22 protein-coding genes are annotated in these 20,586 nt (G+C 64.9%); 2 read left to right on the forward strand and 20 right to left on the reverse strand.

The window, feature by feature from the left end; all coding sequences use genetic code 11:
* Nucleotides 1–331: 331 nt before the first annotated feature.
* From ACFPZ3_RS60635 to ACFPZ3_RS60710, 16 genes are all read right to left on the reverse strand, one after another.
* A complete protein-coding gene (locus ACFPZ3_RS60635) occupies nt 332–2,215 on the reverse strand; it encodes a P-loop NTPase family protein (RefSeq protein ID WP_379523534.1) in 1,884 nt (627 codons plus the stop codon).
* Nucleotides 2,212–3,339: a DNA cytosine methyltransferase gene (locus ACFPZ3_RS60640; RefSeq protein ID WP_379523535.1), complete on the reverse strand. Its 1,128-nt coding sequence runs from the start codon at nt 3,337–3,339 to the stop codon at nt 2,212–2,214. The genes ACFPZ3_RS60635 and ACFPZ3_RS60640 overlap by 4 nt, the downstream gene beginning before the upstream one ends.
* Nucleotides 3,340–4,703: 1,364 nt before the next feature.
* The gene (locus ACFPZ3_RS60645; RefSeq protein WP_379523536.1) at nt 4,704–5,138 is read right to left on the reverse strand and encodes a group II intron maturase-specific domain-containing protein; all 435 of its coding nucleotides are present in this window, start codon (nt 5,136–5,138) and stop codon (nt 4,704–4,706) included.
* Between the two features lie 513 nt (nt 5,139–5,651).
* Entirely contained in the window at nt 5,652–7,016 is a 1,365-nt protein-coding gene (locus tag ACFPZ3_RS60650; protein WP_379523537.1) for a tyrosine-type recombinase/integrase, read from the reverse strand.
* A gap of 12 nt (nt 7,017–7,028) precedes the next feature.
* Nucleotides 7,029–7,310, reverse strand: coding sequence for a helix-turn-helix transcriptional regulator (locus ACFPZ3_RS60655; protein WP_379523538.1), 282 nt, complete (start codon nt 7,308–7,310; stop codon nt 7,029–7,031).
* An 88-nt stretch (nt 7,311–7,398) separates the two neighbouring features.
* Nucleotides 7,399–8,577, reverse strand: coding sequence for a DUF3631 domain-containing protein (locus ACFPZ3_RS60660; protein WP_379523539.1), 1,179 nt, complete (start codon nt 8,575–8,577; stop codon nt 7,399–7,401).
* A gap of 23 nt (nt 8,578–8,600) precedes the next feature.
* Nucleotides 8,601–9,527, reverse strand: a complete 927-nt coding sequence (locus ACFPZ3_RS60665) for a bifunctional DNA primase/polymerase (RefSeq protein WP_379523540.1) — start codon at nt 9,525–9,527, stop codon at nt 8,601–8,603.
* Complete coding sequence (locus tag ACFPZ3_RS60670; protein WP_379523541.1) at nt 9,514–9,720, reverse strand: hypothetical protein; 207 nt, start codon at nt 9,718–9,720, stop codon at nt 9,514–9,516. The genes ACFPZ3_RS60665 and ACFPZ3_RS60670 overlap by 14 nt, the downstream gene beginning before the upstream one ends.
* A 98-nt stretch (nt 9,721–9,818) precedes the next feature.
* A complete protein-coding gene (locus ACFPZ3_RS60675; protein WP_379523542.1) occupies nt 9,819–10,265 on the reverse strand; it encodes a single-stranded DNA-binding protein in 447 nt (148 codons plus the stop codon).
* 26 nt (nt 10,266–10,291) lie between these two features.
* A complete protein-coding gene (locus tag ACFPZ3_RS60680) occupies nt 10,292–10,510 on the reverse strand; it encodes a hypothetical protein (protein ID WP_379523543.1) in 219 nt (72 codons plus the stop codon).
* Between the two features lie 138 nt (nt 10,511–10,648).
* The gene (locus ACFPZ3_RS60685; protein WP_379523544.1) at nt 10,649–12,913 is read right to left on the reverse strand and encodes a cell division protein FtsK; all 2,265 of its coding nucleotides are present in this window, start codon (nt 12,911–12,913) and stop codon (nt 10,649–10,651) included.
* On the reverse strand, nt 12,910–13,287 hold the full coding sequence (locus ACFPZ3_RS60690) for a hypothetical protein (RefSeq protein ID WP_379523545.1): 378 nt from the start codon (nt 13,285–13,287) through the stop codon (nt 12,910–12,912). Before ACFPZ3_RS60690 ends, ACFPZ3_RS60685 begins: the two co-directional genes overlap by 4 nt.
* Nucleotides 13,288–13,313: 26 nt before the next feature.
* Nucleotides 13,314–14,321 (reverse strand): DUF2637 domain-containing protein, encoded by a 1,008-nt coding sequence (locus ACFPZ3_RS60695; protein WP_379523546.1) that lies wholly within the window; start codon nt 14,319–14,321, stop codon nt 13,314–13,316.
* Entirely contained in the window at nt 14,318–14,701 is a 384-nt protein-coding gene (locus ACFPZ3_RS60700) for an RRQRL motif-containing zinc-binding protein (protein WP_379523547.1), read from the reverse strand. Before ACFPZ3_RS60700 ends, ACFPZ3_RS60695 begins: the two co-directional genes overlap by 4 nt.
* Nucleotides 14,701–14,991: a WhiB family transcriptional regulator gene (locus ACFPZ3_RS60705; RefSeq protein WP_379523548.1), complete on the reverse strand. Its 291-nt coding sequence runs from the start codon at nt 14,989–14,991 to the stop codon at nt 14,701–14,703. Before ACFPZ3_RS60705 ends, ACFPZ3_RS60700 begins: the two co-directional genes overlap by 1 nt.
* A 61-nt stretch (nt 14,992–15,052) precedes the next feature.
* Entirely contained in the window at nt 15,053–15,220 is a 168-nt protein-coding gene (locus ACFPZ3_RS60710; protein ID WP_379523549.1) for a hypothetical protein, read from the reverse strand.
* A gap of 399 nt (nt 15,221–15,619) precedes the next feature.
* Here ACFPZ3_RS60710 and ACFPZ3_RS60715 point away from each other — a divergent pair, with 399 nt between their 5' ends.
* Nucleotides 15,620–16,915 (forward strand): hypothetical protein, encoded by a 1,296-nt coding sequence (locus ACFPZ3_RS60715; protein WP_379523550.1) that lies wholly within the window; start codon nt 15,620–15,622, stop codon nt 16,913–16,915.
* Here ACFPZ3_RS60715 and ACFPZ3_RS60720 read toward each other — a convergent pair.
* From ACFPZ3_RS60720 to ACFPZ3_RS60735, 4 genes are all read right to left on the reverse strand, one after another.
* Nucleotides 16,912–17,820: a phosphotransferase family protein gene (locus ACFPZ3_RS60720; RefSeq protein WP_379523551.1), complete on the reverse strand. Its 909-nt coding sequence runs from the start codon at nt 17,818–17,820 to the stop codon at nt 16,912–16,914. The genes ACFPZ3_RS60715 and ACFPZ3_RS60720 overlap by 4 nt on opposite strands.
* Entirely contained in the window at nt 17,820–18,509 is a 690-nt protein-coding gene (locus ACFPZ3_RS60725; RefSeq protein WP_379523552.1) for a GntR family transcriptional regulator, read from the reverse strand. The genes ACFPZ3_RS60720 and ACFPZ3_RS60725 overlap by 1 nt, the downstream gene beginning before the upstream one ends.
* 483 nt (nt 18,510–18,992) lie before the next feature.
* Nucleotides 18,993–19,328 carry a hypothetical protein gene (locus ACFPZ3_RS60730; protein ID WP_379523553.1) on the reverse strand — a complete coding sequence of 112 codons (336 nt, stop codon included), beginning with the start codon at nt 19,326–19,328 and terminating at the stop codon, nt 18,993–18,995.
* Nucleotides 19,325–19,786: a hypothetical protein gene (locus ACFPZ3_RS60735; RefSeq protein WP_379523554.1), complete on the reverse strand. Its 462-nt coding sequence runs from the start codon at nt 19,784–19,786 to the stop codon at nt 19,325–19,327. The genes ACFPZ3_RS60730 and ACFPZ3_RS60735 overlap by 4 nt, the downstream gene beginning before the upstream one ends.
* On the opposite strand from ACFPZ3_RS60735, the gene ACFPZ3_RS60740 reads away from it, so the two are divergent.
* On the forward strand, nt 19,763–20,551 hold the full coding sequence (locus tag ACFPZ3_RS60740; protein ID WP_379523555.1) for a GntR family transcriptional regulator: 789 nt from the start codon (nt 19,763–19,765) through the stop codon (nt 20,549–20,551). The genes ACFPZ3_RS60735 and ACFPZ3_RS60740 overlap by 24 nt on opposite strands.
* Nucleotides 20,552–20,586: the final 35 nt, after the last annotated feature.

Consider the following 20,586-nt stretch of genomic DNA (forward strand, 5'->3'; position numbering starts at 1 on the left):
GCAGCCTGTGCAAGTTTGAGATTTGCACTACTGCGCAAGTCATCACCGTCAGCTAGCTTCTTGCCATAGAGTTGGGGAGCCATAGAATCGTCCCCAGCGCGCCCCGTATCACGGCCAGCTAAAAAGTTGACACCAAGCGCTAAGCTGCGCAGGGCAAATCGCTGTTTCTTTGGGCTCCTCAGCTCATCCGTCGCGTTTGGGACCTCATAGTTGTTCTGCGCCAGCGTCAGTAACGTCTCAGCACACAGTTGGGAGGCGCGCTCGTCTCTATCTGGATCAAGCCCAAAAAGCGCCTTTGCTATTTGACCGGGGGCGAGGCGTCGTATTGCCATCAGGACGCCCCTTTGTTTGAGAAGTAAGGCAGGTTGACGCGTACAAGCGCGGGCGGACTGGACTCCGGGTCTGCTACTCTCAGGTGCTGTTCTGCGGCAGACGCGTAAGCCACCCTTCCGTAAAATCCCCTCAGGTCGTTCATCTCCGCGACGCCCTGCCCGACAGGCCCCTGGAATTCAGCCGCTTCACGAATGGCTTCATACATCTGAGGACGAATCCGAAGCGCGATAGCACGGTCATCGTCCACCGTGAGGTCCACGTCGACGTGGTCCACGTCGAGGAGATCTTGAACCAGACCTCTGTCTGGTACAGCTATTGCAAGCCGGTCGATATGGACTTGGCCGTGTACGAGCGAGGGCCGCGCAGGGCGGAAGGCTCCGGGATCTCGAGCGAAGAGACAAGCGGGATCGGGGACCACGAGCCCTTCGTGCGGACTCGAGAAGCCGGTGACAAGGAAGTTTAGCCCTCGTACTATCTCCGTCAGTTCCAGCATCGTGTCACCGCCATCCGCAGCCTTGTGAGCAAGCTCAATCAAGTCCGGCAAGTAGCGGTAGCTCAACAACCTACGGGCTGCGCCGGTATGGCCACCGAGAACGTGGGCCGCCTCGAAATACAAGCGCTGGCGCCATAGCATTTGCGCGGGTGCATTGCTCTGGCCGTCTCCTGCTACGAGGGCATCGAGGCCGTCCTCGACCTTCGTTGGATCTTCGCTGGTGCTTACGGTCTCACCGAGGAAATGAAAAGTCATCGTGCCCTGCTTAGTGCGGACCCGATCAAGCGGCGACCTACTCCCCGCCAGGCCGCGCGCGTCAGACTCGTTAGGCGACTGCTCTAGCACCTGCGGATCACCAGCCAAGCGTCGAACATCGTCAGGAGCACCTGTAGTGTCCCGCAACCATCCGTCGATCTCCAGATCGCTGACTTCTCCCAGGCCGGACCCACGGATGCTTGACAGCAGGGGCGATCGCTCAACCACCTCTGGAGACAGCCCGCCACCCATCACCCGCGTAAAATATCCGCTTGTCGCGTGAAAGGCATCCTTGTCCAGATCTCTCACAGCCGCTTTAACTTGCGGGCATCCTTGCCCGCCGACTATGGCCCACGACAGGATGGCGAGAGTCTCTCGCATTGTCGGCACAGCATCACCCACCCCGAGACGAACCAGGGTTCTGAGCTGTGCACGGATACCAGGGTCTCGGAGGGCCGCCGCGTTGCTCCGCATAGGGCACCCCCCGCGGTCTAATGGGCAATCGGCACATCCGTCCCACATGTCTTCCCTGGTCAGATAATCCAGTAGTGCCTGCCAAAGCCCTTCGGCAGTGGGACGTTGCCGATTGACATTAACGACGGTCACCCCGTCCGTCTGAAAAGCTCCGGTACGCAGAGCCCGCTCCACCGCGTCTTTGAAAGCGGGTAGATCTAGGACATTGAGCACGTCACGAAGTACACCTTCGTTGGCGCAGATGAGAAATTGCGCGGAATCCTGCTTCGCATCTATCAAAGCACGCCGTAAGGTTGCCTCTCTTGCGGCAGATGAGGGCAGGCCGGATAGATCTTTAACCACCCAGCGGCCCGGCGATACCTCCATAAGCTCATCAGAGTTTGGCAGGGAACGGTCCAAGGCTTGGCAATAGCATTCGGCGATGGCGGTTTTACCCGTGCCAGCGTTCCCAGTGAGAATCATCACACCGGGGTTCGCCTGTATCGCCCATGTCGTCACATGACGTCCAAGCTTCGTGTCGATATCACGGCCCAGTGTTTCTGCGAGCAGCGCAAAGTGTTCGCGATAGGCGCCACCTTGATCTGCGCTGAAGATCGAGAGAGATCGAAGCGCTCTAACCACAGGAAGTTCAGTAGATATGGGATCGACTGGAACGGTCACTCGATTTTCCCCTTCTTACCCTGAGAGCTTCGCCGTGCAGCCAGGATTTCTGCCGCCGACCTCGCATGAACTCCCGCTTGGATCAATGTGGCAGCGACAGCCTCTACTATTATTTTCGCAGCTGGTGGGGGCACAGCATTACCTATTTGGCGGCGCACGCGCACGTATGCAGAACTGCGCGTCCTGGGGCTCCCGTCTTCGAAGATAAAGTCGTCCGGAAAACCCTGCAGGCGAGCTTTCTCTCTATTGCTGAGTCGGCGCGGTTCCGCATGATGATAGCCGTGCGTTCCGCCCCCACCGCCCGCAATCATGGTGTAGGCCGGCTTGTCGGGAGCGAGTCTGCGATACACGTGACTTATTAGCCCCCGTACAGCGAGCGGATGGCCTTGAGGTATTACCTCGTAGTTGCTGCCTGGCGGAATGATCTCTAGCCGTTTTACCACTTCCGGACTATCAAGTCCACGCTCATGGTTAGGAGCATTATCCGGCAAAGGGTCTCTGTCTAATGCTTCCCTCACTGTGATATGGCGGCCCGCATATGGGGCAGGAATCACAGGCGGGCGAACGCCGAGGTCGCGGCGTATGCCAATAACAATAAGTCGTTCTCTGTTTTGCGGTACGCCGCAATCTGCCATGTCGATAACTTGTGCAGATAAGTCATAGCGGGGACCCGGGGTGTCGCGTTGCCCTCCTACAAAGTTCGATGGAGCGCGAAGCGCGTGGCGAACTAAGGCCCATGCAGCTCCGTGATTTGCCGATAGCAGCCCAGGTACGTTCTCGACAACGAAAGCTGCCGGCCGAAGCGAATCGAGAAAGCGGGCAACCTGCCGAAAGAGGTTACCGCGGGCAGTCTTAAGCCCGTCGTGGTTCCACAACGTGGAATAGTCTTGGCAAGGAGGACCGGCTAGCAAGATATCGCAGGGGACGTCAGGCACTGGTAACTCCGTAATGTCTGCTTCGACAACGTACTTGCCTAGATTCCGCCGGTACGTTTCTACAGCCCAATGCTCGTTGTCATTAGCCCAAACAACTCTCGCTAGGCCGCTCTGTTCCGCTCCGAGATCCATACCTCCGCAACCCGAAAACAGAGAGACCGCTGCGTATGTCCTAGGTGCGCGCGCCATTATTGCTGCGCCTTGTCTAGCTTGATGGAACAGGGCACTAGGTTAGCTAATGTCTTTCCACCATCAGCGCACCGGGGCGCACTTACAGCCGAGTGCGCACAGGCGGGCCCAGGCGGGTACGCTAACTCGCGTGCGAGCAGATTTGGGCCGCAATAAGCACTATCTGCGCTGATACCTGAACAGTGGATTTGACGACGGTAGGCTTCGGGGTTTTTGAACATAGCCGACAGACTATCCCTCGCCACCGACAATCGTTGGGCTTCCGCACAACCCACATACGTCCGCCCAAAAGCCGTAGCCCTCTACTCTCATACAGAGAACGCCTTCCGATGTAGACAAACAAGGCTATTAGGCACGTATCAGCATTCGACGGACAGCTCTCATGACTAGAGGTGATCTCATAGAGATCATCGTTTTGCTCCATGCTGGCGTTACATCCCGTGACAGCTCAATCCGCAACGGCGGAGACCTCGTCGCAGAAGCGGCCTAAGCCTGCCTCCCACAGAGATCGTGTCGCTGTTGCAGCACGCGGGGAGGCTTTCTGCTGACCGAAGCCACCTCTCAGCCCTTCTGTGGGGTCGGACCGAAGCGCGGTGCCAGCCTTGCGACTGGTCCGTTTCTCCGGCCCGCCCTCCGAACCCGGCGTGCGGTAGGGTAGGCCGCCGACGAGGTGCCAGTTGACCTGGTCCTTTTCCGACGGCCCCCCTCCGAACCAGCCGTGCCCGCTTTCCGTAGCAGCTGGCTCTCCAGCGCTCTTTTTCGTTGATCTCCAGCACGGTTGCGGCGTCTCGCATCTCGCGTACCTCACCGTTCCTTGATCTTGAGCGCCTGGGTCCCTTCGCCCGTGTGGACGGCTCTCCCGTCCTCCCTGGCAGGGCGTGACTCCTGCGACTACTACGGACCCTCCGTGACCCTAGGGCTCGCGCCCCGTAGGCCATCCCGAATTCCTCTATGCGCCAGACGTATCGAGCGTGACGTAGGCGTCCCGGTCCGTCCCCTTGAACGGGCTCGTTGCCCGTCGCCCGCCGGCCGGGAGGGTTGAAGACGACGAAAGTCGGAATCGCCCTATGCCGACGGCCCCGACAACAGACGCCGTGTCGGGAGGTGTGAACGTTTGCACCGCTGGAGACTGGGTTTCAAGCAGTCTGGCCTTCGCCTTATCACGCGGGCCTTGCACGACCGTGCCTTCGGCGTCTTCACGGCACTCCGCGCTTTCCCGCCATGCTCTTGTCCCCTCCCGGTTTCCCGTTCAGGTAAGGCGGGTGGCCCAGAGGTCACCTCCTCCCGAACCTCTGCCCCCTGCGGGGGCGATCCGGCGCCGAGTTAGACGGCGCACATTTCACCGCACCGGGCTCTCCACAGGTTCACGCCGCTGGGGATGGTTCTGTTCGCCGTGACCAGGGTGTCGGGATGTCCCAGGCGCGCCAGCGATACCGGGTGACCGGGATCGATGCCGCGTCCAGCAAGACGATTCCCAGTGCGGAGATCTCCCAGCCGTTGTTGAGCAGCCGGATCCGTATCTTCCGCCACGACATGCCGTGCCGGAAGTAGTTGCACCAGCCCCGGATCACCGCGTTCACGCGGATCAACAGGGTTCTCAGGTCAGGCTGTCCTGGGTGAATCAGCGCCCGCACCTTGGCGATCACCGTGTTGATCGCCTTCTTGCTCGGATAGGTGGTGTAGACGGTCCACTTCTGGGTTCCTCGTTTGCGGCGCCGCTGGATGTGGTGCCCCAAGAAGACGAACCCGTCGTCGATGTGGGTGACCAAGGTCTTGGCCTCCGACAAGCGCAAGCCCATCGGGGCCAGTACCGTGGCCGCCTGCTCCCTCAACTGCTCGGCGTCGTGGCGGCGCCCTGGCTACGCCGTAGACCTTCACCAGGACCTCCCGGCCAAGCGCGACAACCGGCCCAGGAGTTTCCCACCAGACACCGTCCGGCAGGTACGCACCGCGACCCAGCCCATATACGCCAGATTTGAGCTGGTGGAAGCCTTAAAGGGCGTTACACCACTGGTTCCTCGCGTACACCTTTCCCGCTCGTTAACCAGGCCCGCACCGTCCGGCAGTACCGGCACGCCCTGACGTCGTCGAGGCTGCTCCCGCCCTCACCCACGCCTCCGGGATCAGGCTGCCTCCCACTTCACACGACCCGCTACGACGAGCCATCGGCGAAGGCCTTCCACCTCCGCACGGTCAAACAGCGCCTCGTGGCGCACGCCGCCCCGCTTCCGGTACTCGGGCCCAAGGGGCCCTCGCTGACCACGCCCTCATCGCTTGAGGGCATGGTTCAGATCCGCACCGATTGAACTTGATCATGTTTCAAAGGCGGCCTCAATTCGGCGATTGATCTGGCTGTCGCGCCCATCGAGGCACTTGGCGTACCGCTTGAGGAGGACTTCCACGCTGTTGCCCGCGCGCTCCGCTACTACCGTCGCGTCGACGCCTGCGTTGAGCCATGTGGACAGAGCGGCGTGGCGCAGGTCGTAGGGCTTGCCAACGAGGGGTGAGGCGACCTGTTGCGGGGTCAAGGCGAAGCGGCGGGCCTCTTCCCAGGCCCGCGAGTAGGTGGAGGCGCCGAGGACGCCACCTCTCTCGTTGCGGAACAGCCGCCCGTCCGGGGCCGTGCCGAACTCTTCAAGGTGCACTCGCAGGGTGTGAACCAGTTCCGGCGGGATCGGCACGGGCCGAACCCCGCGCTCCTCTCGCTGCTTGAGGCCGCGCTGGTCGTGCACGGCCCCGCTGTCGGTCCACTGCTTGCCGCTGCTCGGGCGAGTGACTTCGAGAGTGAGCAATCCCCATCCTTCCTCCGGCAGAAAGCAGTCGGTCTCCCGGAGCCCGATCGCCTCGGCCGGGCGGAGGCCGGCGAAGTAGAGCGTGGCGAAGAACGCCACGAGACGGCGGCCGCGCCCGCGATGCCAACTCCCAACGTAGGAGAGGCTCACGAGGAGTTCGCGGGCCTGGGCGGGGTTGATCACGCATCGCCGGTCAACGGTGTTGTCCCTGGCCACCTTCTTTTGTTTGACTCGCTTGAGCGGGTTCTCGGCCAGTTCGCCGAGGTCGATCGCGTATTCAAGAGCGGTGTTGAGGCCGCGGCGTCGGCGGGCCGTTGTGTCCGCCGCGGCGCGCTTGCCGTCGCGAGTGAGCGTGAGTTCCTCGCAGACCTTGCGTGCCACGATGGGGTCGGCGAGGTCGCTCACGTTGATGGTGCCCTTTTGGAGTAGGCGAACGGCGTAGTCGAGATGAGGCGGGGCCGCCTCATCTTCCTGGCGCGGTATGAGGGCCCACTGCATCGCGGCTCTGATCTCTTTCTTGGAGAGGCCGGAAGCCCCGTCGGTCAGGAGGGCGAACGTGGCAACCGTGAGGCTGTCTACGATGCTCTCGCGGGTCTTGGCGGCGGCGCTCTTCCAGCGCATGCGCACGTACTTCCGGCAGAAGTCGTACCAGCTCAGGGTCGCCTGCTCCGTCTTCGTCATGGAGGCGGGCAGGCCGGTGAGCGTGTCGAAGGGTTCGCCCTTCTTTGCGGCCTTGAGCAGGTCGGCGCGGAAGTGATCGGCAAGCGCCTTGGTCAGGAACGCCTTGGACTTCGGCTCTGTGCCGACCTTCCATCGAAGCTGGTACGGCTTGGCGCGGCCCTTACGGTTGCGGATACTCCAGATCACGACGTCGTGGGTCAGCATGTTGCCCCCTTCCTAGGCTGCGGTCTGCTCGAAGGTGCTGAGCCAGGCGTCCAGGTCGCAGCGGCGGACCTTGCGCTTGCCGTTGGGGAGTTTCAGAGACCTCGGGCCGCGGCCGGTGTTCAACCAGCGGTAGAAGGTGGATTTCGGAACGTCTATCTCGTCGAGGACTTCGGCGATGGTGAGCATGGTCTTGGGGCGCGTTGGCATGGTGGTGACTGCCTTTCGGGCATCGTGATCGGTGCGGGGTGATGCCTCGGCGGTTGTGCTTGGCGGCTGGTCGCCGAGGGTGCTCATAGGTGGTTGTGGAGGGGTAAGCCGTCCCAGCCGTCCCAGGGTCATTTCCGCAGGTCAAGCCTGGGACGGCTTGTTTTGGCGGGACGGGTCATGCCGTCCCGGCGATGGGAGCCGTCCCGCTCTGACCTGCGGTGACGAGGCTGGGACGGCTGGGACGGCCCTCCCTGTCGATCGGCACCACATCGGCCTCTGGGATGGGTCCGAGGGCGGGGCAGTAGCGGGCCCAGGAGTCGGCGAAGTCGGCCCGCTGGTAGCCCTTGGCCTGCATGCCGTTGGGGAAGCGGATGTTGCCCGAGCGGATGTCGTACTCGCGCAGCATCGTGCCGAGCTTCATCGCGGTCAGTCCGGCAGGGCCGTGGTCGGCCCATTCGCTCTCGGGGTCGCTCTTGAGCCGCTCCAGCAAGACGGAGGTAGGTAGCGCGGTGTCGGGGCCAAACGCGGTGCGGCACGCAGCGAGCAGGCGCACTCGGGCTGAGGTCTGGCCGTTGTCGTCGGCCTCGGCGGTGAGCGTCAACGTGGCGGCGCGGGCGCGATCAGGCCAGCTCTCCCCCGCGTGGTCCGCGACGATGACGAGAGGCTCCCAGGTGTCGGCGGCGCGATCTTCTACCGGCATGCTGGGCTCTGCCGCTTCCAAGACGGACAGGTCAGCGCGGAGCCACAGGTTCAAATCGGCGGCCAGATCACGCAGCGCGGGCCGATCACGGCGGTGTCGATACGGGGCGGCGTTCTCGCCGGGGGCGCGGCGGCGCATGCGGATGACCACGGCGCGGTCTTCGATGGTGTCGGGCATCGCGCCGATGCCGGCGAGTGCGGCCATGGCGAAGGTCGGGATGCTTTCGACGCGGTTGGTGGCGGCGTCGTAGCGCTTGGCCGGGCGGTTGCGCTGGTGCCCGGCGTTGAGCAGGCCGCGCAGGTCTTCGTTGCCGTCGGCCTTGGGACCGAAGATGGTGTCGGCCTCGTCCACGAGCATGGTCGGCGGGTCTTCGGTGATGGAGCGGTAGACGGCGGCGCTGGAGGAGTTGACGGTGATGAACGGCTCGTGGCAGGTGGCCTCCACCACGTCCAGGAGCCGGGACTTGCCGCAGCGCTTCTCCGGGCCCCGTATGACTAGGCGTGGTGCGTGCGCCCATGCGGGCTGGGCGTGGGTGGCGGCGATCCACAGGGTGACAGCGTCGGCGGCCTCGGAGCTCGGCAGGATGACGTAGCGGGTGAGCGCGGCGCGTAGTCGGTCGAGCAGAGCGGCGCCGGTGGATGTGCGGTCGTTCATGGACGGTGCTCCTTGCGTGGTGTTCATGCGGCCCTGCAACGGCGTGGCTGGGCTTTCATGCCTGCGGACAGGCCCGAGGCGATGACGGCGGCGATCTCGCGCGGCGGGTTCGGATCGCCTCCGGCGTTCGCGTTCTCGGCGGCGGCCTGGAGGGCGGTGATGACCGCCTCGGCGGGCAGCGCGCCGCGTGTGACGAGCTGGCCGAGGTTGAAGGCGGCGGTGTTGAGCGCACGGTTGCGGGTGCCGCGTCGGGCGGTGGCCACGCGTTCGATCTCGCCGCGTAGTGCGGCCTCGCCGTACTTGGTCAGCCGGTGATCGGGAAGACTGGCCAGTAGGTCAGCGGCGCTGAGCGAGGGTGGCGTGGCAGGAGTGAGCGCCTCGGCGAGCCAGGCCGGGAGCGGTGCGGATGGTAGGTCGTTGGTGATCTCGTAGGGGCCGGTGCCGTCCGGCTGGCTGACGTGGCTGCCAGGGCCGACGACGTAGCCACCGCAGGCGCGGGTGTCGATCAGCCAGCCGAGCCCGCCCTTGTGACCTGCGCTGTTGCGCAGCCGTAGACCCTCAGGCGGGGTGAAGTAGAGATGTGTGCCGCCGCGCCGGGTGCGGACGGTGAACGTGTGGTCGGGGTACGGCTGGTCATGCTCAGCGCACAGCAGGCGGAAGACGTGCTCTCCGTTCTGCGGGTGATGCTGGGCGAGGTCGGCGGGTGGGTGCTCGCCGGGCTTGGGCTGGTCGAGGTCGATCACGACCAGGCGGGACGGGCCGCAGGCGATGCCGATGTTGTACGGCTGGTGCGGCCAGAAGGCGGCGATGCGGTCGGTGTCCGCGGTGGCGTGCTGTTCCCAGTCGGTGAAGCCGCGCAACGGCTTCTTGCCGCGCGGGGTGAGCGGGAAGACACACCAGCCACGGGCGGCGGCCTCCAGGGCGGCGCGGGTCAGGTCAGGCCACCCCATTGGACGCCTCCTTGGCCGCAAGGAACCGGAGACGGTAGCCCTCGGCAGGGACGCGCATGAGTGCGTCCAATGGGGTGGCGGCGTGCACGTCGAGCGTGAGCCGACCCCGGCCGAGGTGGTTGAGGTCCTCAAGGGGCGGGCGCGGTGCGGTCGTTCGGGTGTAGCGATGGGAACGGGTGCTGGTGGGTGCCATGCTGGCAGTGCCTTTCCTCGTGATCGGGGTGGGTGGCCTCGGCGGTTGTGCTTGGCGGCTGGTCGCCGAGGCCGTATCCCGGTGATGCGTGAGCGTGGCTAGAACGGCGGCTTGTCGCCCGTTGGGGCCGTGGTGGCCCATGTGTCGGGCGTGCTGCCGTTGTGGCTGGTAGGCGGCTTGCGGGCTGCTCTGGCGGGCTTGGCGGTGGCGAAGCGCAGGGACGGGCCGATCTCGTCCACGGTCATCTCGAAGACGGTGCGGTGATCGCCCTCGCTGGCCTCGTAGGTGCGCATCCGGAGCTGTCCTGAGGCGATGACGCGGGTGCCTCGGGTGAGGGACTCGCAGATGTGCTCGCCGAGGTCGCGCCAGGCCGAGCAGCGCATGAACAGGGCTTCGCCGTCTTCCCACTGCTCAAGCTGCTTGTTGTAGGTGCGTGGGCTTGAGGCGATGGTGAAGGTGGCGACGGCCGTACCGGTCTGGGTGAAGCGGAGTTCGGGCTCGTTGGTCAGGTTGCCGATGATCGTGATGGTGGTCTCGCCGGACATGGCGGGTTTCCTTCCGTGGGACTGGGTCAGTGGCTGCCGTCGCGGTACAGGCGGCGGGCGTAGACGTAGAGCTGCCAGCCGAGGCGGGGCCGCATGCCGGTGCCGTCGCAGGCGCGGCACGTGCGGTTCTTGCCGCCGGGGCGGCATCGGATGCAGCGGCCCCAGGGCCACGCCAGGCAGACGATGATGTAACTGAGAGTGATTGACGGTAGGCAGACTGCTAGAAGAGCGATGGCAGTGGCCATGTGGGCCTCCAGGGCCGTTTCCGGGGTTTCCGCAGGTCAGGGTCTAGGTACTAGAGCGCAGGTCGAGTGCCGTTTTAGGCTCTAGGCGGGCCTCTAGACCTAGAGGGGTCTGCCTCTAGGTCTAGAGGCGATCGGGGCCTATGAGGCGGCGCTGGAACCTCTGCCGATATCACGGTGTGTCACTGCCGTGGTGATGTCGTCTCGGGCTACACCGATGCGGTTCGCGCCCTTGCCGCCGCCCTCGGGCGTGCCCCACACCTGCATGGTCTTGATGCCGTACGGCTTGAGCGCCGTCGTGAGCTGGGCCGTCTTCGCGCCGCCCTCCAGGCGCTCCCACGGGCCGTAGACGTCGGGCCGCAGCTCGGCAAGGCGATCTACGATCGTCTCGTTCCAGACCTTGGCCTCGGACGGCGGGACCACGGCCAGGATGTCGGCGAGCAGGTCGAAGGTGGGCGCGTGCTGCTCAGGCGTCTCGCCGAGGGCGTGCCCGCTCAGTGCTCCCGTGCTGGCTCGTAGCGCGTGGGCGCGGTCGGCGATGCGTTGCGTGGCGGGCGTGTCCAGGTAGGCGGTGCGCACCACCTTGGGCATCGGGGTTGCGCCGAGCAGGTAGCCGATACCGGCGTCCATCTTGGGCTGGAAGACGGTGGCTCGGATGCCGTTCTTGTAGGCGGACGTGCCGAGGATCATGTCGTTTTCGAGCTGGCCGGCGACTCGCAGGCAGAACCGGATGGTGACGTTCGCGCTGATGCCGGTGGGCAGGCTGTCCTTGTCCGGGCGCTGGGTGGCCAGCACGAGGATCACGCCGAGGGCGCGGCCGAGCTTGATGATGAACTCGGCGTCATCGCCTGCCTTGTCGCCGTACTCGGCGTGGGCGAACAGGTTCTGGCATTCGTCGAAGATGGCGACCAGCGGATGCAGTCCCAGTGAGCGTTTGTCGGCGATCTGCCGGGTGACCTTCTTGTCCGGGCACAGGTCCGGGGGCAGGGCCTTGAGGGCGGCGGCGCGGCGCATGACCTCCTTGCGGAGCAGCGTCAGCGAGTCGGCGGCGTAGCCGATGGCCTCGTCCTCGATGCCGGAGACGTAGCGGTGGCAGTTCTGTTCGTGCGGGTCGAGGTCACCGGTGCCTTTGAGTTCGTGGATCCACAGTTCGGCGGTCGGGTCGAGGGCCGCGCCGGAGGCCAGTACCCGCACCGAGGCTGTCTTGCCCTGGCCGGGCTGTGAGCCAATCAGGATGTTCTGCTCAACGAGCGGTACGACGATGGCGCGGCCTCGCGGGTCGCAGCCGAACGGGATGCCCTTGAAGACGTCGTGCGAGCTGGCCTTGAGCAGTGGGGACTTGATGACGGTCTTGGACAGATCCTTGTCCCCCACCCACAGGATCAGCCGTCCCTCGTGGATGGTTGAGTCGCCCTCGGGCCAGATGCAGCCCAGCGGGCGGCGTAGTGCCGAGGCCATGCGGTCGCGCTTGTCCATCACGTCGGCCACGGTGACGCCGTACGGCAGGTCGATGTCGGCGCGCCAGCCGGGGCCGTCGCGGGTGATCGGGGCGACGAACCGGATGGCGTCCTTGGGGTTCTTGGCGATGGCCTGGTTGATGCCGGCGATGCCGAGCACGGTCAGGGAGCGCACGACGATGTCGCTGGTCAGCTTCTCGACCGTGGACGATACGACCGCGCGGTTGATCAGCGGCCGGTCGGCGGGCTTGCCGAGGATGCCAAGCGTGGCGATGGCGACCGCGAGCGCCATCCACTGCACGGGGTTCGTCTGGTCGGCCACGATGACGCCTGCGATCAACAACGTGACGAGGGCGGCGATGGAGACCAGGGCGCGTAGCCGTACGCGAGAGTCTCGCTGCCTGCTGAGCTTCAGGTACGCCTCGGGGTCGGCCTTCTGGACGGCGGCCAGACGTACCGGCTCGCCCTCCAGGTCGAAGGTCCATTTGATGACGCCTCCTACCAGGCGTAGGAACCCTCGCGGGGCGCGTGCGGTCAGTCGTCCGCCGTACAGCGGTACGCGGGAGATTTGGTATCCAGCCACGTGCAGGTAGTGGAGGCCAATCCACTTGATGCTCTCGACGGCCTCGGCGCGGGAGCGCAGCCACAGTGGGACGATCGGCTGTCGGCTGCGTGCCTTGGCCTCCAGCGCGGTCCGCCAGTCCGCTGCGGTCGGACCGGGTTGGTCGACGCGGACGACCGCGCCTTCCAGGACCGGTCCGTCCGCGTTCGCGGGGCTGGCCTCGGTGTCCGGCTCGGACCGGTCGGCGGGACTCTGAGGCTGACGTCCCGCGCGGGCGGCGTCCAGGTGGACGATGTCGGCGTCCTTGCCGTTCTCGTGGTCCGGGGCGGCGGACCGGTCCGGGTTCTTGTCGTCCTCGTGGTTGGGGTTGTCCTGCTGGTGGGTCATGATGTGTGCACCTCGTTTGACTTGCTGGTCGCGGGGTCCTGGGGCGCGGTCGTTGTCTTGGCGGATGAGGCCGCGCCCCATGTGGCGGTCAGGGACGATGCGCGGTCGGACCGCTGCTCGTCCGGTCGGTCTGCGGGCTCTTCGGTGGCGGTCGGAGTGTGCGGTCCGTCCGCTTCGGTGATGCCGAGTTCGGCGCGCCAGGTGGCGGCGAGCAGTTCGATACGGTCTTCCGAGAACGGGCGCTGAGCCAGTAGTTCGGCCAGCAGCATGGCGGTGATGGCTTGGTTGCGGTCGAAGGTGCGTCCGGGGTAGCCGGTGACGCTCCAGCGGCGGCCGCGAAGTTCGGCCACGTTCGGGCAGTCGTCCGAGGTCATGTGCGTGTCGGTGATGCTTAGGGTCATCAGGCGGCCTCGTCTTCACGTGCGGACATCGCCTGTTTCGCGGAGCCCTCGCTCTTCAGGCGCGACAGGAGCGCCCCGGCGCGGTCGGTCGAGATGCTTTGTCCTTCGCGGCGAATGGCGTCTCGAAGGCGGTCACGGGTCAGGGGCTCGCCTTGCGCCTTGAGATCAGCGGCAACGCGTCGTCCAAGGGGGACGAGGTCACCCACGTTCGGCGTCGGCGGCAGGGACTTCTTGGTACGGGTGCGGTTGGAGGCAGAGCGCTTGCGCGGCGCGGGCGGCAGGGCCGGGGGGAGGTTCTCCGGATCGACACGTACGGCTTCTGCTTTGATCGGGATGTTCTTGGGTGTCAGCTCGCCGAGGTAGTACAGGGCTCGCTCACGGCGGGTGGCCTTCCAGCGCCAGAGCAGGCCGTACCGATCCTGTAGCTCCGTCTTGGCCAGGACGCGTTCGCGCTCACGTCCGAGGGCCTCGGGGTAGCTGCAGATCTCCCAGAGCACCATCCGGCGCCAGAGCGCAACGGTCGCCATCGGCGCAAGCAGCCAGCGTGAACGGCGGATCCCGGCCATGTGATCGGGCTTGACCAGGTCGGCGCGCTTGCGGATGACGTGAGCACCGACCTCGATGGCGATGACCCACAGCAGCGGGAGTAGCGCGTGGGCGACGACCGCGAACCAGTCGGTAGGTCCGGGGGCGCTGAGGTAGGCGGCCACGTTCAGGTAGACCGTCGCACCGGTCAGCCCCCACGGGATGAACCGCAGCCAGCTCACCCGCATGCCGAGGCGGGCCAGCACGATATCGAGTGCCGAGAACACGGCGATGCCCAGGTCAATGCCGAGCGGGACCGTCCAGGCGAACCAGCCGAACGAAGGGCCGGCGGCGTGTGCGACGCGCTCGAAGCTGTTGATGAACCCGATCAGGCCGAGCGCGCCGGTAACGGTGGCTGTGACGGCTACGGCTGTCCGCTCACCCTCGGTGAGGGGGCGGGGTGCGGTGGTACGGGCGTTCATGCGGCTACCTCCTCCGCGCAGTCGAGGCAGGTGCCGAGGTGGCGCGGCAGCACGTACCCAACATCCGTCAGGCACTCCGGGCAGGTACGGCGGGCGGCGTTCGCCTTCGACAAGGCAAGGCGCTGGCGTAGGGTCGCGGTGCGCTTGGGCAGGGCGAACCGGACGTCGTACAGGTAGGCGGTGCGGACGCCGGGGGCACCGTAGCGGCGGGAGCACCACAGCACTTGGGCCTGAACTCCCTGGCCGCCAGGGCGCAGCCCTTCGGCGGTGAGCTGGCGAAGGGTGAGCAGGTGCGGCGGGGCCATCTTCCACGGGTAGGTGGGGATGCTGTACCGGTCGCCGGTCGGGTCCCAGAAGCGGGCGCGGATACGGCTTGTCATCAGGCCACCTCCAGGTCTTCCAGCTCGGCGGCGTGCTCGACTACCTCGGCGGGCGTCCGGCCAGCCCAGATGCCCGAGGTCGGACGCGTCTCCAGTGCGTAGAGCTCGCAGAACAGCCGGGCCGGGCAGGTGGCGCAGACCTCGCGGGCGACGGCCTCGCGAGCGGCGCGTTCCTCGGTGATCTCGATCGTGAGCCGAGGGCCGGTGTGCAACTCGGGGTCGTAGGTGCATTCAGGAAGCGGCGTTTCGCCGTCCACACGCCAGGTGGCTTCGACTTCGGCGAGCGACATACGCGCCGGATGGATCGGGCGGTTGCTGTTGTGTGCCACTGGTGGGTCTCTCTTCCTGCGGTTAGTTGCTGACGGTCTGGACGAACCGTGCGAACGACTCAGAAGCGCTCATGATCAGGTGCGCCGCCGCCTTGACGATGGTTGCCGCGCCCTCGGGGTCCTTCAGGGCGTAGAGGGCGGCGCAGATCGTGAGGACGGTGGGGAGCACCTTTCGCGGACGGACAAGCATGTTGAGCCCTCTCAGTTCGAGAACCTGCGAGCAGGTTCTAAGAGACATAGAACATGTACAGTCACTGAGAGTCAAGTCCACGGCACCGGTCGTGTTGGGTTCCTGCGGGTCTCGCCTCGCTCGTTCCTGCTGACTCAAGGATTCCTCGCCGCGCGCTGCGGCAACACTGTGATCGCCCCCGGGACTGAATGCACAGGAGGTGCTTTTTGGGGGTGATCTGGCTCTCGACCAGGAGAAACATCCAGACCGAATTTGTGGAGTTCGAGCCGCGGAAGCCTTGTCCGCGCCATGATGCGAAGGCGCGGATATGTGGAGGTGAACGTGTCTCGAATGCCCAATGTTGCGCTCGCGCAGGCTATGCGGCGTGCGGATTGCTCAAATTCGGGACTTGCTTCGCGAGTGCGGCAAATTGCCCAGAAAGACGGCATAGGCCTGAGTTGCACCCATGTGGACGTCAAGCGTTGGCTTGATGGTGTGAAGCCTCGGTCGGCGACGGCAAGATTCATCGCCGAGGCCCTCTCTCAGAAGGCCGGCGTGACGTTCTCGCTGGACGACATAGGCTTGGGCAGCGTCGTCACTCCGGAGACGCTTGAAGCCACCCTCGCGCACGGTGGCGGGATATCCGATGTCGGAAGGCTGCTGCTGGGCCTTACCCGGCGGGACCTCGCCGATGATCCCGTTGCGCTGGAGTCCGTGATCGTGCCGGACGCCTGGAGTGAGGCTCTGATCGCGTGGCTGCTGTCGCGGCCTGAGCCGCATCAAGCCAGGGAGAATGCCCGGCCATCTGTGGGTGTGTGGGACGTCCACGCGGTCCGGGCGACAACCGAGATCTTCGCCAACATGGGTTTTCAGTTCGGCGGCGGTCACGCGCGTTCCGCGCTCATTCAGTATTACAACCGCGAAGTCGTCCCAATGCTGAACGGAAAATTCACCGAGCCGGTTGGACGATCGTTGTACGCGGCGGCTGCGGAAATCACCGAGCTGGTCGCTTGGACGGCTTACGACCTGGGCAGACATGGGCTCGCTCAGCGATATTTCCTCCAGGGACTACGCCTCGCACAGGCGTCGGGTGACCGCATGATGGGCGGTCTGCTACTCGCCGATATGAGCCATCAAGCTAACTACCTCGGCCGCTACAACCAAGCGATACAGCTTGCACGGGCAGCGCAGGAAGGGTGCAAGGACGTCTCCACCGCCACGCCCATGGCCTTGTTCTACGCCATGGAAGCGCGGGCCCACGCAGGTAACGACGACGAGGCCCAGTGCGCACGCGCGTTGCTCCAAGCCGAGAAGTATTTCGGCAAGCGCAATGTGGAGGATGACCCTCCGTGGTCACGCTACTTCGACGCCGCGGAGCTGGCCAGCGAAGGTGCGCACTGCTATCGCGACCTCAGGATCCCTTCACAGGCCATGGAATTCGTCGGTCAGGCCGTCGATCTCTGTGACCCGATGTACGTGCGGACGCTCGCCTTCGACCGCCTCGTACAGGCAGCTAGCTACGTCCACATGGGACAGCCCGCGAAGGCCGCCTTGGTTGCGCTTGAAGCCGTCAACCTCGCCGGCCCTCTCAAGTCCGCGCGTTATCTCCGGTACGTTCGAGACCTGAAAGCTGACCTCGCGGGCTTCGGCTGCGAAGATTCGGTCAGAGCGTTCAACACTCTCATCGCCGAGAAATACCCTTCCCTCGGTGACTAGAAAGCCCGCCATTGACGAGGCGTGTCCGGATTCTGCAGGCAGAAAAGGCGATTACGGAACTCGCGAGCGATGGTCTCGTCTTCGTTGACGTTCTGCATCAGCCACGTCGTCATTTTCAACTCGTTGATGTCTCTGAGCACGGGATAGCCCTCCCATGCCAGGACATCGAAGCCGTAGCGCTCCGCGAACTGGTCATATTCGGCACGGGTACCCCAGCCCAGGGAGTGTTCAAGGGCTGTAACTGCGAGATCGGTCTCAGGAGGGCCGAAGGCGAAACGCTCGAAGTCGATCAGCACGATGGTGCCGTCAGTGGTCTTGATGAGGTTGTCAGAGTGAGCGTCACCATGTACGGCGCAGGCGGCGAGAGGGAAATGCAGGGCCACATAGGCTGTCCGGAGCTGCTGGTACTTCCTCAGCAGGAACTGACGTTCCTCGTCCGAGAGGACATTGGCCGAGGAGATGCGTTCCGCGACGCGCCCAAGGATGTCGATCTGTGGCAGCGCCAGATCTTCAGGGACCGGCATCCGATGGAGAGCCCGCAAGACCTCGGCAAGGTCGATCAAAGTCGCGGGACCGCCGCCGTTGTCGATGAAGTGCCACAACGTGACGGGCCTGTCCCTGACAACGAGAGGTTGGGGGTGATGAGTCGTTCGCGCCGCTGGCAGTCCCGCCTCATGAAGCCAGGCGGCCACGGCCACCTCTTTGCGAGCATCGTCAAGAACGTCCAGGCTCCGCGCGATGCGCACGACCATGCGTTCGGCCGCCAGCACGAAGAGGGCATTCTCACCGAGGCGGATCAGTCGCGCGTCTTCGCTCGCGAGGCCGGCGACCTTACATGCCTCCTGGAGGGTCGCCTGTGCTTCCTGGGAGGTGAACGGGACTGCGGCTGACTGGAACACGGTCACTAGGAGCCCTTTGGTAGCGTCTTGACCACGCGGCCTCTTCCGGCCCGCTTCTCGACTATCCCTTCTGCTTCTAGCAGCGCGAACGCCCGCCTAACAGTGACACGACCAACGCCTCGCTCTTGGGCCAGTACATTCTCTCCGGGAAGCACAGCGCCAACGGCGAACACCCCGCTGGCTATGTCCTGCCGCAGGACTGCGGCAACATCGTCGGCGCGCGTCCGTGCATGGTCGGGCCCACCGACGAACCATCCTTTGCCTTGGACGGCGGCAATCAACTGTTCAGAGGCAAGCAGTTGGAACGCCTGCCGGACAGTCCCCTTGGAGACGCCGTACTCATCCGCGGCTACCGCTTCGCCCGGTAGTTGCTGGCCGGGCGCAAGCTCGCCACTCTCGATGCGCTTACGTAGAGTCTCGGCGATCGTTTCGTACTGGGTCGAAGCAGCACGGCTGGCGCCTAGCGGACCGTCTCCCACCACTCTGCGTCCGCGGCCTGCCTCGCTGGCGACCAGTCCCGTACGCTCCAACTCGGCGACGGCCTGACGAACGGTTCCTCTCGCCACGCCGTACGTACGAGCAAGGTCTGCCTCGGAGGGCAGCATTCCGCCGGCGGGCGGATCTCCTTCGCGAATGCCGCGTCGGATGTCATCAGCTATCCGCACATAGGTGGGGCCATCCGTCGCCTTGCTCATCGCGCTCCCTCGCCGAGGCACACTGTCTCCAGGGTAGGGCGAACAGAGCCGGACCTGCGAAGCTTCGCGGGTCCATGCCTCTAGTCATCCTTCCCGCAGAGCAGCCAGGAGACGCTGTACGACTCTTGCTTTCTCGGCCTATGCACACCGGGTTACGCGACGGACGTGCTGATCTCCCAGCAGGCGAACGAGCCAGATAACGCCGCAGGCTCGTCACGCGCTCTTTGCCGACGACGCCTGATGGCCATGCCCTGCTTCAGATGCTCTCGCGCGTGCTCGGCGATGAGAACAGCCCAGACCGCACGCGCCTGCTTATAGAGCCCTCTGCCGATTTCCTCATGGCCGTCGGGACGCTTGGCCCGGAGTATGAGGAACTGTCCTCCCTGGCAGGCCCACTCGTACGCTCCACAGCATGAGGTCTCGGTGATCCGAATACGATCTTTTGGGGGACGCTGGTACGGCTCCCAACGTGAGGCAGGCGCGTCAGGAGCCAAAGCGCGGCCTCTCAAGCGCGTGCTCTTGCAGGTAGCGATGGACGTTGCGGCGACTACGCTGCCACGTGCACGCGAAGGTGAGTTCCAACCGTGTTTCGGCCACCAGCTCTTGCCGGATGCCGAAAGCGATCTCCTCAGGGGTCAGCTTGGGCAGCGGCCTCGCGCGCCAGCCGCCCTGAGCGTCGCGCCAGACGTAGAAGCGTCTGAAGGCGCCACGCAGGTCATCAGCCAGGACTTCGCACGCGGAAGTCATACGTGGGTGCTCATCTGGGTCCCCAGCGCCGGCCTCTTCCGCCTTGCTCCCCGCATCAATGCCCGCAGTCATGACGTGCCTCCCCTGCGCCTACGCAGGATCACCCACGCCCGATGCCCGGTGTGGTCTCCAGACGCACCGAAGGACGTGGCTGCGCTGGATAGTTCGGCTGTCTCGAAGCCCCCGGCATAGTCGCAACCGCCCGGATCGTGAACCTCAATGCGCAGGCTGTCATGAGTCACATCGATCCGCGCGTAGATGTACTCACCCTGTTTGGTGCGCCGAATGGCAGCGGATACCAGGGCTCGGGCCACCCGTTCGGCGTCGCGTGCGAGATCAGGGCGTTCGGTTTGAGCGATGCCATGTGCCCAGACGCCTACGCTGTCGATGCTGTTCGGGATGGGCGGTAGAGATTGCCGATACATCACGCGCCAAACCTTCTCGGGTAGGTTGCGTTGCGTACCGATAAGCTTGAAGCTTCCCGGTAAGGCTGTCAAGCTACCCGCGTGAATCGAGAAGACGAGCGCCATCTGTACCTGCGAGTCGCCGACCAACTGCGCGAACGCATCAGGTCAGGGGAACTGCAGGAAGGAGATCGTCTGCCCTCCGTGCCAGGGCTGGCGGCCGATCTCGGCATCTCGCGCTCCACCGCCTCCGAGGCGCTGAAGGTGCTCGTATCCGAAGGTCTCGCCGTCGCGCGATCCGGGTCCGGCACGTTCGTTCGGTTGCCTCGGGAGCCGCAACGCCTCATCCGCGCGTGGTACCGATCGACGCCGTATGGCTCACCGTTCATGCAGGACATGGATAGGCAGGGCCGCGAGGCCGGCTGGACCTACGAGTCGCAGACGGTCCAAGCTCCCTCGGAGATTCGCGACCGCTTGGGCCTCGATGAACCGACAGGCGATGTGGAAGATGTGGTTCGAACTGACTATGTCTTCTCAGCCGACGGGGAGCCGGTCATGCTCTCGACCAGTTGGGAACCGCTTGCGGTCACGCGCGGTACACCGATCGTGCTCCCAGAGGACGGCATGTTGGCTGGCCAGGGAGTTGCCGAGCGCATGCTGAGCATCGGTGTGCCCATTGACGACTGGGTGGAAGAGGTCGGGGCACGGCTTGGGACGGCCGAGGAGTGCGAGCGGCTACGGCACGCGCCTGGCTCGATCCTGGTGACGATCCAGCGCACGTACTACTCGGGGGACACGCAGGTCGAGACAGCTGACATCGTGGTACCGGCTGACCGGTTCACGCTGGTCTACAGCGGCAAGATGGGACGCGTCTCCGGCCCCGACCAGTAGCGAACCTAGCCTCGACCCGAGGGGCGATTCCCGCC

It is taken from the genome of Nonomuraea insulae, from assembly GCF_042656245.1.

Bases quoted from the DNA above. Each gene is read 5' to 3' on its own strand.
- ACFPZ3_RS60705 (WP_379523548.1), bottom strand. From the start codon at position 14,991: ATGTCGCTCGCCGAAGTCGAAGCCACCTGGCGTGTGGACGGCGAAACG.
- ACFPZ3_RS60730 (WP_379523553.1), bottom strand. From the start codon at position 19,328: ATGACTGCGGGCATTGATGCGGGGAGCAAGGCGGAAGAGGCCGGCGCT.
- ACFPZ3_RS60675 (WP_379523542.1), bottom strand. From the start codon at position 10,265: ATGTCCGGCGAGACCACCATCACGATCATCGGCAACCTGACCAACGAG.
- ACFPZ3_RS60680 (WP_379523543.1), bottom strand. From the start codon at position 10,510: ATGGCCACTGCCATCGCTCTTCTAGCAGTCTGCCTACCGTCAATCACT.
- ACFPZ3_RS60735 (WP_379523554.1), bottom strand. From the start codon at position 19,786: ATGGCGCTCGTCTTCTCGATTCACGCGGGTAGCTTGACAGCCTTACCG.
- ACFPZ3_RS60645 (WP_379523536.1), bottom strand. From the start codon at position 5,138: ATGGGCTTGCGCTTGTCGGAGGCCAAGACCTTGGTCACCCACATCGAC.
- ACFPZ3_RS60700 (WP_379523547.1), bottom strand. From the start codon at position 14,701: ATGACAAGCCGTATCCGCGCCCGCTTCTGGGACCCGACCGGCGACCGG.
- ACFPZ3_RS60695 (WP_379523546.1), bottom strand. From the start codon at position 14,321: ATGAACGCCCGTACCACCGCACCCCGCCCCCTCACCGAGGGTGAGCGG.
- ACFPZ3_RS60640 (WP_379523535.1), bottom strand. From the start codon at position 3,339: ATGGCGCGCGCACCTAGGACATACGCAGCGGTCTCTCTGTTTTCGGGT.
- ACFPZ3_RS60710 (WP_379523549.1), bottom strand. From the start codon at position 15,220: ATGCTTGTCCGTCCGCGAAAGGTGCTCCCCACCGTCCTCACGATCTGC.
- ACFPZ3_RS60670 (WP_379523541.1), bottom strand. From the start codon at position 9,720: ATGGCACCCACCAGCACCCGTTCCCATCGCTACACCCGAACGACCGCA.
- ACFPZ3_RS60655 (WP_379523538.1), bottom strand. From the start codon at position 7,310: ATGAGCACCCTCGGCGACCAGCCGCCAAGCACAACCGCCGAGGCATCA.
- ACFPZ3_RS60660 (WP_379523539.1), bottom strand. From the start codon at position 8,577: ATGAACGACCGCACATCCACCGGCGCCGCTCTGCTCGACCGACTACGC.
- ACFPZ3_RS60725 (WP_379523552.1), bottom strand. From the start codon at position 18,509: ATGAGCAAGGCGACGGATGGCCCCACCTATGTGCGGATAGCTGATGAC.
- ACFPZ3_RS60650 (WP_379523537.1), bottom strand. From the start codon at position 7,016: ATGCTGACCCACGACGTCGTGATCTGGAGTATCCGCAACCGTAAGGGC.
- ACFPZ3_RS60690 (WP_379523545.1), bottom strand. From the start codon at position 13,287: ATGACCTCGGACGACTGCCCGAACGTGGCCGAACTTCGCGGCCGCCGC.
- ACFPZ3_RS60685 (WP_379523544.1), bottom strand. From the start codon at position 12,913: ATGACCCACCAGCAGGACAACCCCAACCACGAGGACGACAAGAACCCG.
- ACFPZ3_RS60665 (WP_379523540.1), bottom strand. From the start codon at position 9,527: ATGGGGTGGCCTGACCTGACCCGCGCCGCCCTGGAGGCCGCCGCCCGT.